Origin of the sequence: Micromonospora sp. CPCC 205739 (genome assembly GCF_036906795.1) — a bacterium.
GTDB lineage: Bacteria > Actinomycetota > Actinomycetes > Mycobacteriales > Micromonosporaceae > Micromonospora.
Map to the genome: position 1 here is coordinate 34,876 of NZ_JBAKHS010000012.1, position 12,384 is coordinate 47,259.

The window sequence follows — 12,384 nt, forward strand, 5'->3', positions numbered from 1 at the left end:
TCTCGTCGGCCCGGCGCGTACCCGCACCCGGCGGGCCGAAACCGGCGTGGCAGGGTACGGACGCGACGACGGCGGGGAGGAGTTGCCCGGTGGAGACGGTACGGACGGCGTTCCGGGACGAGTGCGCCCGGCTCGACGGGGTCCTGCGCACCCTGAACGAGGCGGACCTGGACCGCCCGACCCCCTGCCCACCCTGGGCGGTACGCGACCTCGTTGCCCACGTCAGCACCGGCGCCGGCCGGCTGGTCGACATGCTGGCCGCGCCGGCCCCGACCCGGGCGGAGGTGGACGCCGCCGGCTACTTCGGCGCGGCGAAGTTCACCCCGGAGGTCGACGCCGCGCGGGTCGACAGCGCCCGCCGGGAGGCCCGTCGACCGGCCGACGTGGCGGCGACGGCGGCCGCTTTCACCGCCGCCTGGCGGGGTACCGACTCCGCGGTGGCGGCCCAGCCCGCCGACCGGGTGGTCCGCACCCGCCACGGCGACGCGATGACCCTGGCCGACTTCCTCCTCACCCGGGTGGTGGAGGTCGGCGTGCACGGCCTCGACCTGGCCCGGGCGCTGGACAGGCCGCCATGGCTGACCCCGACCGCCGCCCGGGTGATCGTCGACCTGCTGACCGGCGGCCGGCCCGTCCCGGCGCGGCTGGGCTGGGACCCGCTCACGGTGATCCGCAAGACCACCGGGCGGCTGCCGCTCAGCGAGGCCGAGCGCGCCGAGATCGCGGCGGTGGATTTCCGCTGGCTCTCCTTCGCCGGCTGACCTGCCCGGCTCGGCACCGGGTACCGGCCGTCGGCCGTCCGGGTCGCCGGTTCCGCAGCGGGCTCGCGCCCGCCGTGCCGGGCAGGGGGCCGGTCGCCGTAGGCCGGGTCAGTCGCCGGTTCGGGGCGCGGGGATCGCGGCGGCCGTGCGGCGCAGATGCGCCAGGACGATCGGGTCGATGTGCCCCGGCACCAGCCGTTCCTCCAGGTTCTCCCAGCCCGCCCAGGAGGCGAGCGCCTCCTCCAGCGTGGGCCCGGCGACCGTCGCGGGCGCCGCGGCACCCGCCGGGAGGGCGGCGGCCGGCAGCCCGGCGCCGCCGACCGGGTGGCCCGCGGCGGCCAGCAGACCGGCCACCTCGTCGGCGAGCGGGCCGGTCAGCTCCAGCAGGGTGGCCGGGTCGGGCTTGCCGAAGAGCATGGTGTGGATGTCGAGCAGCCGGTGCAGCTCGCTGATCGGGTCGAGGTGGTCGTCCACCCGCAGGTCGACCAGGTTGTCACCGGTGCCCGCGTACCCACCGCCGCGCTGGACCACCAGGAGGGCCGCGCTCTGGCGACCGCGCCGGTCGCCCCCGGCCTGCTCACCGGCGCGCAGGGCGGCGAGCAGGCGCTGCGGGAAGGGCAGCGACTCCCCGGCCAGCCAGCCGTCGCGCACCGCCTCGACGACCTCCGGGCCGGCCAGGATGTTGCCCTGCGCCGCCCAGCCGTCACCGGCCAGGCCACCGGCCCAGCCGCCGCAGCGCGGGCCCGTCCAGGTCGCGCCGGGGCCTGTGACGCCGACCACACCGAGCTGCCGGTCGTCCCGGCCCTCGTCGGCGGCGACCAGTTGGGCGATCACGTCGGCGGCGGGGACGCCCGCACGCAGCAGCGCCAACCCGTTCGGGCGGTAGGAGAGGTTGGCGTGCGCCTGGCTGGCCACCGCGCCCACCTCGGCCTCGGCCCCCGGCACCAGGGCCCCGGCGGCGAGGAACCTGCTGGCCACGGCGACGCCGTGCAGGCGGCCGTCGGCGGAGCGGGCGACGAGGGAGAAGGTCACCGGTGAAGGTTAGCGTCGCCGTCGGGCGCCCGGGAGTCCCCGTGGCGGGCGGCGTGCCGGCGGCCGGGACCGGAGTGGCGGACGCCACCGACCGGGCCGGCGGACCCGGGCCTCCTGCGGACACCGTCGCCCGCCCCGGCGGTCGTTCGGGACGCATCGAGCGTGATCCCAGCTCTTGTCCCCGTGCCAGGGAGCGGGCACGATCGACCGGATGACGAACCGATGGGGCATGACGGTGCCGTTGGGCGGCATCCCGCTCGCCGACCACGCCGCGGTCTACGCGGCCCTCGACCGCGCCGGGTTCACCGACGTCTGGTCGTCGGAGGTCAACGGCGCCGACGCGTTCACCCCGCTCGCACTCGCCGCCGCCTGGCAGCCGCGGCTGCGGCTCGGCACCGCGATCACCCCGGTCTTCACCCGGGGGCCGGGGCTGCTGGCGATGAGCGCCGCCGCGCTCGCCGACGCCGCCCCGGGCCGCTTCGCGCTGGGCATCGGCGCCTCCTCGCCGGTGCTGGTCAACGACTGGAACGCGGTCCCCTTCACCGAGCCGTTCCGGCGTACCCGGGACGTGCTGCGCTTCCTCCAGGCGGCGCTGCGCGGGGAGACCGTGGACGGCGCGTTCGACACCTTCTCCGTACGCCGGTTCAGCCTGGAACGCCCACCGGCGGTGCCGCCGTCGGTGCTGCTGGCCGCGCTGCGGCCCGGGATGCTCCGGCTCGCCGCCGCCGAGGCCGACGGGGTGATCCTCAACTGGCTCGCCGCCGACGACGTGCCGAAGGCCCTCGCCGAGCTGGGCGGGCGAGGCCCCGGCTTCGAGGTGGTCGCCCGGATCTTCGTCTGCCCCACCGAGGACGCCGGCTACGCCCGCACCCTCGGCCGACGGCTGATCACCAGCTACCTGACCGTGCCGGCGTACGCCGAGTTCCACCGCTGGCTGGGCCGGGAGAGCGCGCTCGGCCCGATGTGGGCGGCCTGGGCCGCCGGGGACCGGCGCGGCGCCGGCGCGGCCGTGCCCGACGAGGTGGTCGACGCGCTGGTGCTGCACGGCTCGCCCGAGCAGTGCCGCACCCGGGTGCGCCGCTACGCCGAGGCGGGGGTGGACGTGCCGGTGCTCGCGCTGCTGCCCACCCCGGAGCTGACATCCGGGGGCGCCGCCGCGCTCGGCGACCTGATCGCCCGGCTGGGCCCGGCGGGGGAGGAACGGGCGTGAACCTGACCGATCGAGTAGCCGTGATCACCGGAGCGGCGGGCGGCATCGGGTCCGCCCTGGCCCGCCGGTTCGCCGCCGAGGGCGCGGCGGCCGTCGTGCTGGCCGACCTGGACGCCGCCGCCACCGCCGCGGTGGCCGACGGCATCGGCCCGGTGGCCAGGGCGGTCGCCGTGGACGTCACCGACGAGGGCCAGGTCCGCGAGCTGGTCGCCGACACCGAGCGACGGTACGGCCGGATCGACCTGTTCTGCGCCAACGCCGGCGTGGCCACCGGCGGGGGCGTCGAGGCGGACGACGCGGACTGGGACCGCTCCTGGCGGGTCAACGTGCTGTCCCACGTGTACGCCGCCCGCGCGGTGCTCCCGGCGATGCTGGCCCGGGGCGAGGGCTACCTGCTGCACACCTGCTCGGCGGCCGGGGTGCTGACCGCGGTGGGCGACGCCCCGTACACCGCCACCAAGCACGCCGCGGTCGGGTTCGCCGAGTGGCTGGCGATCACCTACCGCGACCAGGGCGTCCGGGTGAGCGCGCTCTGCCCGCAGGGGGTGGACACGCCGATGCTCGCCGACGGGTTGGCCGCCGGCCACCTCGGCGCGCGGGTGATCGCCGCCTCCGGCGCGGTGCTCACCCCCGACCAGGTGGCCGACGCGGCCATCGCCGGGCTGGCCGAGGAGCGCTTCCTGATCCTGCCGCACCCGGAGGTCGCCGGCTACGCCCTGCGCCGCGCCGAGGACCCGGACGGCTGGCAGGCCGGCCTCCGCAAACTCGTCCGCCGCCTCCGCGCCTGACCCCTCCCACCCCTCGCGGGCGCTCCCGCCCGCCCGCCCGCCCCTGCCGGCTTGCTCGGTGATCAAGGAGTTTGCGTCTCGGCCGGCCGTCTTTCTGACGCAAACCTCTTGATCACCGTGCACGGACGCGCTGGGCGGGGTGGGTCAGGGGCGCCAGCGGAGGGGGCCGGGGTGGACCGACCAGAGTAGGCGGCGCCAGCGGGGGCGGGCGGCGCGCAGGGCCGCCACGTACTGCTCGGCGAGCGCCGCGGCCCGATCGGCGTGCGCCGGGGTGGCGCTGCCGGGCGCGAAGGCGACCTGGTTGAGCAGCACGGCCAACTCGTCCACGTCGGGTCCGTCCACGATGGCCGGTGCGACGGCGACAGCCGGGGCGACGCCGGCCGGGCCGGACCCGGGGTCCCCGCCGTGGTCGGTTGCGCCGGTCGGGCGAGCGGTCCGGTCGGTGGTCGGGCGAGCGGTCGGGTCGGCGGTCGTCGTGGCGCGGGCGTCGGCCAGCGTCTGCCGGGCGTGCCGGGCCACCTCGGTGGCGGCCAGGTCGTCGCCGACCGGCCGGCCCGCCAGCCGCAGCGCGTCGGTGACCTCCCGCCAGGCGCCGGCGATCCGCTCGCCGGGGTCGCCCCGGTCCCGTCGCGCCCGGGACTGCGCCCGGCGCATGGCGGCCAGCGTGGTCAGCGCCGCCCCGACCAGCAGCAGCAGGCCAGCGACCGCCCCGGCGACCAGCACCGGCGTCGGTACGCCGCGGTCGGCGGTGGACCGGTCCGGTCCGGCCACCGCCGGCGGGCTGGCGGTCGGCTCCAGGGTCGGCTCGGGCACCTCCGACGGGGGCGGGTCGTCCGGCGTCGGCCGGAAGTCCTCCTCCACCGGGCGGGGCTCGGTGTCCGGCCGGGGCAGCGGGTCGAAGGGCACCCAGCCGACGCCGGAGAAGAGCACCTCCGGCCAGGCGAACGCGTCGGCGGCCCGGACCGGTCCGTCGCCCCGCGACTCGAAGCCCACCACCACCCGGGTCGGCAGGCCGGTCAGCCGGCCCAGCACCGCGAACGCCGCCGCGAACTGCTCCGACGTGCCGCGCTGCCCGCCGCCGCCGCGCGGTCCGAAGAGGAAGAAGTTCAAATTCGGGTACGCGTGCCCGCTCGGCGCGTCCGCCACCATCCGGTAGTGCTCGGCGAGGAACTGCTCGATGGCGGCGGCCCGCGCGTACGGGGCGCCGTTCTCCTCGGCGAGCTGGGTGGCGAGCCTGCGCAGCGGCTCCGGCGTACCGTCGGCGACCCGCAGCACCCGCGCCACCTCCGCGCCGGCCGGCACGTCGGCGGTGGCGAGCAGGTTCGCGTCCGGCCGCTCCCGCGCCGAGGTGACCGTGTACCGCAGCCCCGGGCTCAGCCCCTCCGGGCGGATCAGCGTCCCGGTCGCCGGGTCGTACGCCACCCGCGCCCCGCTGACCTCGCGCGGGGTGGCCACCGCCGGCAGCAGCCGCCCGGTCAGGCCGGCCACGGTGATCTCCTGCCGGACGGTCTCCACCGGTCCGGCGCCGGGCACCGTGGCGGGCAGGATCCGCCCGGCGTTGCGATAGGTCGCCCCGACCCGCCAGGTCACCCCGTCGTAGTCGCTGAGCACCGCCAGCCGGATCTGGCTCTCCGTTCCGGCCGGCGCCTGCGTCGTCACGTCCAGCAGCTGCTGCTGGGGGTTGAGCGCCCAGCCGGAGATCCGGATCAGCGGGTTCTCGTCCAGCGACTCCACCCGTGGCGGCTCCACGTAGCGGCGCGGGTCCACCGGCCGGTCGTCGACCCGGGCGGCGAGCAGCGGCCCGAGCAGGGCGGCCAGCCCCACCACCACCGCCAGGCCGAGCGCGGTGCCCGCCACCAGCCGGGCCCGCACGGCCGCCCGGACCGACGGGGCCAGGGTCGGGTCGGCGGCCCCGGGCGCGCCCGGCCGGCCGGACGCGGCCAGTCCCAGCGCGACCGCGCCGGCGAAGGCCACCGACGGCCAGGTCGCCGGGTCCGCGTTCGGCCCCACCACGTAGAGGGCGCCGGCGTAGAGCAGCGTCGGCGGCAGGAAGCCGAGCAGGGTCCGGCCGGCGCGCAGCGCCACCTCCGCCCCGGTCAGCCCGGCCAGCCAGGCCGCCACCAGGGGCACCAGCACGGTGTCCGGCGCCGGCTCGACCGGGATCATCGCGGTGAGCAGCCGGGGGATGCCGTTGCGCGCCGCGTCGGCGACGATCGGCCCGAACCCACCCGGCAGGTCGGCGTGCCGGGCGGCCAGGTGCAGCGCGAACGCCGTCCAGCCGGCCATCGCCGCCACCGACACCGGCGCCACCAGCCAGGAGGGCAGCCGCCGGGCGGCCACGCTGACCAGCACCGAGCCGAGTGCCGCGCCGAACATCAGCCGGGTCAGCAGGTCACCCGCGTACACCCGGCCGAGCACCACCCCGGCCAGCGCGGTCAGCACGATCAGCGCGACCGGTACCGGCACCGCGCGCAGCACCCGCCGTACCGCCGCACCGCGCCCGTCATCCGGCGGCGCCGCCGGGCCGGATGCGGCCGGGCGCGCCTGCGTGGTCACCACCGGCGGACCCCGTCCCACTCGGCGGCGAACCCGGCGCCGTCGGCCACGTCCAGCACCACCAGGCCCGCCGCCGCGGCCGGCGTCGGCCCGTCCCCGCCGAAGACCGCCACCACCACCGACGGATACGCGCCGCGCAGCGCGCCGATCTGCCCCAGGTCGCTCCGGCCGCCCGGCCCGGTGAGGAAGACCAGGGTGTCGCCGGCCCGGTCCTGGCGCAGCCGGCTCGCCGAGGTGCGCAACGTTTCGGCGTCGCCCTCGGTCAACTCCACCGCGGCCAGCCGGTCCAGCGGTGGCTCGCCGGCCCGGTCCTCGCCGGGCGCCACCAGCACCAGCGCCACCGGCAGGTCCTCCCGGACCGCCGCCGTCACCACCGAGGCCGCTGCCTCGCAGGCGGACTCGAAGGACTCCGCCACCCCGTCGGTCCGCTGCGGGTGGGCGACGGCGCGGTTGTCCAGCAGCACCACGATCCGGGGCAGGCTGGTGTCCACGTTCTCCCGCACCATCAGCTCACCGACCCGGGCGCTGGTACGCCAGTGCACCCGGCGCAGCTCATCGCCGACCACGTACTCGCGCAGCGAGTCGAAGGTGATCGAGCCGTGCGGCACGCTGTCCGACCGGCCGTCCAGGCTGCGCCCCGCGCCGGTCGGCACCGCGGTCAGCGCATGGATCCGCGGGTGCACCCAGACCGGCACCGTCGCACCGTACGCGCGGGAGAGCGCCACCAGCCCGAGCGGGTCACGCCGGATCACCCGCAGCGGCCCGACCGGCACCACGCCTCGGCGTCGGGTCGGCACCTCGTATCGGACCGTGGTGTCCCGCCCGGGACGCAGCCGCAGCACCGGCACGGCCACGGTCGCCGCGCCGCACCGGTCCTCGGCCAGCAGGTTCGCCGCCCGCAGCCGGCCGGTGTTGCGGACCGTCACCGTCATGTGGGCCGGCTCGCCCCGGGCCACCCGGTCCGGGTCGGCGCTGCGGGTGACCTCCAGCCGGGGCCGCCAGGCCGCGACCGCCACCGCGTAGCCGACCGCCACCGCGGCCGCCGCGCCGAGCAGCGCCAACTCCGGGTACGCGAAGCGGAAGCCGGCGCCGAGCAGCAGCACGGCGGCGACGAGCAGCCCGATGCCCCGGGCCGTGATCCCCATCGGGTACGGCCGGCTCAGCCGTGCGCCGGGGCCGGCTGGCCCGACGGCAGCGGCACCGGCACCGACGCGATCGCCTGGCGCAACACCTCGGCGGCGGTCACCCCGCGCACCTGCGCGTCGGGGGTGAGCAGCAGCCGGTGCGCGAAGACCGGCTCGGCGAGCGTCTTCAGGTCCTCCGGCATGATCCAGCCCCGGCCGTCGATCAGCGCGTACGCGCACGCCGCCCGGGTCAACGCGATCACGCCCCGCGGGCTGACCCCGACCCGTACCTGCGGGTGGGCGCGGGTCGCGGCGGCCAGCCGGACCGCGTACGCGTAGAGCGGCTCGGCGATGTGCACCCGGCGGGCCATCCGGACCATCTCCCCGACGGTGGCCGTGTCGGTGACCGCGCTGAGCGAGTCGGGGGAGCGGACCGTCGCCCCGCGCAGCACCTCCACCTCGACGGCCTCGTCGGGGTAGCCCACCGACAGCTTGACCAGGAAGCGGTCCAGCTGCGCCTCCGGCAGCCGGTAGGTGCCGTCCATCTCGACCGGGTTCTGGGTGGCCACCACCAGGAACGGCTGCGGCACCGGGTGCCGGACGCCGTCCACGGTGACGGTGCGCTCCTCCATCACCTCCAGCAACGCCGACTGGGTCTTCGGCGAGGCCCGGTTGATCTCGTCGGCGATGACGATGTTGGCGAAGACCGGGCCCGGGTGGAACTCGAAGCCCCGGGTGGCCTGGTTGAAGATGGTCACCCCGGAGACGTCGGAGGGGAGCAGGTCCGGGGTGAACTGGATGCGGCGCCATTCACCCTTGACCGTCGAGGCGATCGCCCGGGCCAGCGTGGTCTTGCCGACCCCGGGCACGTCCTCCAGCAGCACGTGCCCCTGCGCGAAGAGCGCGGTGAGCGCCAGTCGTACCACCTGCGGCTTGCCCAGCACGACCGCGTTGACGTTCTCCGCCAGCCGGGCGGCGAGGGCGGCGAAGCCCTGCACCTCCGGCTGGGTGAGCGGTTCCTGGGGGCTGTTCACGGTGGTGGTGCTCCTCGACTGGGGTGGCGCGGCGTCAGCAGGTGGGCAGGACGTCGATGTCGTCGCCGCCCTCGAGATTGAGCCAGGCCCAGGGGATGTAGTTGCGCCCGGAGTATTCGACCTGCACCCACCAGGTGCTCTGCTTCTGGTTGTTGTAGATCCAGGAGTCGACGTTCTCGCCCGACTTCTTGCAGTACGCCTTGAGCCGGGTGCCCGGCTTGGCCCAGCCGACCTGCTTGTCGTTGTCCTGCCGGGTGACCGAGAAGATCTCGTTGCCGTTGCGGCCGTCGACCTCCTTGTTGCAGTAGGTGCGCTGGTCGCCGGACGGGCCGTTGTTGCAGGTGGCGACGCCGTACAGCGGGTCGGTGGTCTGGGTGCGGGTCGCGGTGCCCTTGCCGGCCGCGTTGCTCGCCGTGACCGTGAACGTGTATGCCGTCCCCGGCTTGAGGCCGGGCATCGTGATGCTGGAACAGGGACCGGCCTTCGCCGGCTCGCCGGCGGTGCTCAACGTGCAGGTGGCCCGCCCGCCGCCCGCGTCGACCGTGAAGGTGACGGTCGCCGCGGTGGCGGTCGCCGACGACCCGGTCACCGTGACCCGGGGCGGGGCGACCGTCCGCGCGGTGGTGGTGGCCTCCGGGCCGGGACCGGCCTCGTTGACCGCCTTCACCTTCACCGTCACGCTCTGCCCGTCGCCCAGCCCGTCCACCGTGGTCTGCGTGTCGGTCACCTCGCGGACCCGGCCTCCGACGTCGACCAGGTACTTGGTCACCGGCCGGCCGTTGTCCAGCGCCGGCGACCACTGCACCGTGATGGTGCCCGGCTGGTCGGCGACCGTGGTCGCCCGCAGCTCCACCGGCTGCCCTGGCGGGGCGAACGGCACCACCGTGTTGCTCACCGGCGAGGCCGCCGAGCCGGCGCCCTTGTCGTTGACGGCCACCACGGTGAAGGCGTACTGGGTGCCGTACTCCAGCTCACCGGCCGGCACCACCAGCTCGGTCTTCTTCGACTCGCCGGCCGGGGCATTGGTGCCGGCCGAGGTGGCGGTGACCGCGTACTTCGCGATGGTGTTGCCCTGCCCGTTGGCGGCCGGCCACTTCACCAGCACCGTGCCGTCGGGCCGGGCCTCGGCGGTCACGGCGGCCGGCGGGTCCGGCACCGCCGCGGTCGGGGTGACCGGGTTGCTCCGGCGCGCCGGGCCCTCGCCCTTGGCGTTCACCGCGTGCACCGAGAAGGTGTACGTCTCGCCATTGGTCAGGCCGGTGATCTCCACCGCCCGCTGGTTGGCGCCCACCTGGTGCTCCTGGCCGCCACCCGTCACCACGTACCGGGTGATCTCGGCGCCGTTCGCGGCCGCCGGCTTCCAGCTCACCCGGGCCCGCGCGTTGCCGGCCGACGCGGTGACGCTGCGCGGCGCGCTCGGCTTGCTGACCTTCGGCTTCTTCGGCGGGGGCGGCGGCGGGGGGACCGGCGGCGGGTCGCCGCCGAGGACGTCGTTGGCGTACTTGTTGACCTCGCGCACCCGGTGCTGGTCGTCGACCACCCGGGCCGTCGACGAGTCGGGCGCGTTGATGAACAGGTGGTTCTCCCGCACGTCGAGCTCCAGCGGGCCGGTCATCCCCTTGCCCCGGATGGTGTCGACGAGCTTCCCGGCGCTGTCGAACGCGTAGACCGTCCCGGTGGCCTCGTCGGCGCAGTAGAACCGGCCCGCCCAGGCCACCGCCGCGTTGAGCCGGTCACCGCTGCCCGGGACGGTGAACTGCCGCACCTCGCCGCCGTCGGCGACGACGTGCACCCGCCGCTCGCCACCCACCGTCACCGGCACGGCCGGGCCGCTGGTCCGGGCCGGCAGCGTGCCCGCGGACGACATGGTCAGCGGAGTGCGCGCGGTCTCGCCGGCGCGGACGGTGACCAGCGACGCCGAGGTGCGGTCCAGCACCGCCACCCCGTCGTCCAGGGTGGACACCACCAGCTCGTGGCTCGGTTCGGCCACCGTGTACGTCTCGACCCGCTCCGGGCTGACGATGCCGCCGGCGGCCGGGGCGGAGGGCAGCTCCGCCGCCGTCACCGCCGAGACGGTGCCCTCGCTGGGGATGGCGATCCAGAGCCGGCCCTTGCCGTCGAACGCGCCACCGGTGATGCCCGGCGGGTAGCGCACCGGCTCGCCCACCGGGGCGAGCGAGCGCGGGTCGAGCTGCCGGACGACGCCCTGCACGGCGTCGACGACGAACGCGGCGTCCTCGTGCAGCGCGACGTTGACCCCGAGGCCGGGAGTGGTCCGGGTGGTCGCGGTGATCTGCAGGGTGGCCAGGTCGAGCGAACTGACCTGGCCGGTGTTCAGGTCGCGCAGGATCAGCAGCCGGTCGGTCTGGGTGACCTGCATGGGGTGCCGCCGGGCGCCGGGGATCTCCATCCGGGTGTCGACCCGCGCGGTGACGCCGTTGACCCGGGCCATCTCGCTGCGCGCCGCGCTCCACAACCAGCTGCTGGCGTCGTAGTTGGCCACCGCGTTGTCGGCGGCGCCCAGCCCGAGCACCGTCAGCCCCATCGCCGCCAGCAGCGCGCCCACCAGGCCGATGGTGACCAGACCACCGCGCATCCGGGAGCGGCGCGGTGGTGCGGCGGTGTCGGTCACGGTGCTCGCGACGTCGTCGATGGTGGCCACGTCCGGCTGCCTCCCCGTCTGACTGTCCAGGTGGCGCGCCGTGCCCGGCGACCCTCCCCTGAGCCGTGGGACATCATATGGGCCGGGCCGACCCCAGGAAACCCGCTGGGTCCCCCTGTGGACACTGAGCGTGTGCGACGTGGACGGTCGTCAGCCGGTCGGCGTCCGCCGTTCCCGGTCGGTGCAGACCTGTCCCGACGTGGCGAAGGCGTCCGTGGAGTACACCGCCAGCACCGTGAAGCAGTAGTCCACCTCGGCGCTGAGCCCGTTCACCGTATAGGTCGTCCGTCCCGGGTCGACCGTGGCCATCACCCCGAGCGCCTTCCCCGCACGCCCCCCGGCGACCATGAACGGCACGCCGCCTCCCGCCGGGTCGGACCAGGTGATCGTGACCGACGTGGCGTCGTCGCGCAGCTTCAGATCGCCCGGCGGGGCGCCGGTCGCCTTCGCCGCCCCCGGCGTGCCCCCGGTCGGCGCCGGTCGGGGGCCGGGCTCGTCGCGGTCCAGCGCCACCGCGCCGACCAGGCCCGCGACGCCCAGCACCGCGACGCCCGCCACGACGGCCAGCACCACGCGACCGCGCCCGCGCCGCTCCGGCGGCATTTCCACCGGGTACGCCGGCGGCGGCTGGTACACCGGCGGGTACGTCATCTCCTGCGGCGGCTGCTCGACCGGGGCGTCGGCCATTCGCTCGGCCGTCCGCTCCGGCACGTCGTACGCAACCAGCGGCCCGTCGGCGACCTCCGTCGGGCCGCCGGTGTCGGCGGGGGTGGTGTCGTCCCCGTCCTCGGCCGGCTCGTCGTCGACCGGGGAGGTGGTCAGCGGCTGCGGCGGCGCGATGCTGCTCCACGGCGGCGCGGTGAGGCTCCACGGCGGGGTGCTGACCGGCGGGGTACTCACCGGCGCGGCGCTGACCGGGTGGTGCGGTGCCGGCGGGGTGCTCACGGGGTGGTGCGGTGCCGGTGGCGTGCTGACCGGGTGCTGGGGTGCCGGCGGGGTGCTGACCGGGTAGGCGGGTGCCGGCGGGGTGCTGACCACGGGTGGTGCGCTGACCGGGTGGGTCGGTGGGATCCTCGGAGGGCGCGGGGTCGGCGGGGCGCTCACCGGGTGAGCTGGGGTGGCCGGCGGCGTGCTCACCGGTTGGGTCGGCGGGGCCGCCGGACGGTGCGGCGGCGGGGCGCTGACCGGGTACGCCGGTGTGGGCGCCGGGACCGGCG

9 protein-coding genes are annotated in these 12,384 nt (G+C 76.5%); 3 read left to right on the forward strand and 6 right to left on the reverse strand.

Features of this window, described 5'->3' with window-relative positions; translation table 11 throughout:
• Positions 1-89 precede the first annotated feature (89 nt).
• On the forward strand, positions 90-761 hold the full coding sequence (locus V6U88_RS18935; protein ID WP_334454774.1) for a maleylpyruvate isomerase N-terminal domain-containing protein: 672 nt from the start codon (positions 90-92) through the stop codon (positions 759-761).
• A 108-nt stretch (positions 762-869) separates the two neighbouring features.
• On the opposite strand, the gene V6U88_RS18940 is transcribed toward V6U88_RS18935, so the two are convergent.
• The gene (locus tag V6U88_RS18940) at positions 870-1,793 is read right to left on the reverse strand and encodes a DUF1028 domain-containing protein (protein WP_334454777.1); all 924 of its coding nucleotides are present in this window, start codon (positions 1,791-1,793) and stop codon (positions 870-872) included.
• 229 nt (positions 1,794-2,022) lie between these two features.
• Here V6U88_RS18940 and V6U88_RS18945 point away from each other — a divergent pair, with 229 nt between their 5' ends.
• Positions 2,023-3,003, forward strand: coding sequence for an LLM class F420-dependent oxidoreductase (locus V6U88_RS18945; protein ID WP_334454999.1), 981 nt, complete (start codon positions 2,023-2,025; stop codon positions 3,001-3,003).
• On the forward strand, positions 3,000-3,791 hold the full coding sequence (locus V6U88_RS18950; protein WP_334454780.1) for an SDR family oxidoreductase: 792 nt from the start codon (positions 3,000-3,002) through the stop codon (positions 3,789-3,791). The genes V6U88_RS18945 and V6U88_RS18950 overlap by 4 nt, the downstream gene beginning before the upstream one ends.
• Before the next feature lie 144 nt (positions 3,792-3,935).
• Here V6U88_RS18950 and V6U88_RS18955 read toward each other — a convergent pair whose 3' ends face one another.
• From V6U88_RS18955 to V6U88_RS30290, 5 genes are all read right to left on the reverse strand, one after another.
• A complete protein-coding gene (locus V6U88_RS18955) occupies positions 3,936-6,368 on the reverse strand; it encodes a transglutaminaseTgpA domain-containing protein (protein WP_442934657.1) in 2,433 nt (810 codons plus the stop codon).
• The gene (locus V6U88_RS18960; RefSeq protein WP_334454781.1) at positions 6,344-7,492 is read right to left on the reverse strand and encodes a DUF58 domain-containing protein; all 1,149 of its coding nucleotides are present in this window, start codon (positions 7,490-7,492) and stop codon (positions 6,344-6,346) included. The genes V6U88_RS18955 and V6U88_RS18960 overlap by 25 nt, the downstream gene beginning before the upstream one ends.
• A 14-nt stretch (positions 7,493-7,506) precedes the next feature.
• Complete coding sequence (locus V6U88_RS18965; protein ID WP_334454783.1) at positions 7,507-8,505, reverse strand: AAA family ATPase; 999 nt, start codon at positions 8,503-8,505, stop codon at positions 7,507-7,509.
• Positions 8,506-8,539: 34 nt separating this feature from the next.
• Positions 8,540-11,101: a fibronectin type III domain-containing protein gene (locus V6U88_RS18970; protein WP_334455003.1), complete on the reverse strand. Its 2,562-nt coding sequence runs from the start codon at positions 11,099-11,101 to the stop codon at positions 8,540-8,542.
• A 216-nt stretch (positions 11,102-11,317) separates the two neighbouring features.
• On the reverse strand, positions 11,318-12,205 hold the full coding sequence (locus V6U88_RS30290; RefSeq protein ID WP_442934659.1) for a hypothetical protein: 888 nt from the start codon (positions 12,203-12,205) through the stop codon (positions 11,318-11,320).
• Positions 12,206-12,384 lie beyond the last annotated feature (179 nt).

Bases quoted from the DNA above. Each gene is read 5' to 3' on its own strand.
- V6U88_RS18945 (WP_334454999.1), top strand. From the start codon at position 2,023: ATGACGGTGCCGTTGGGCGGCATCCCGCTCGCCGACCACGCCGCGGTC.
- V6U88_RS18960 (WP_334454781.1), bottom strand. From the start codon at position 7,492: ATGGGGATCACGGCCCGGGGCATCGGGCTGCTCGTCGCCGCCGTGCTG.
- V6U88_RS18970 (WP_334455003.1), bottom strand. From the start codon at position 11,101: ATGCGCGGTGGTCTGGTCACCATCGGCCTGGTGGGCGCGCTGCTGGCG.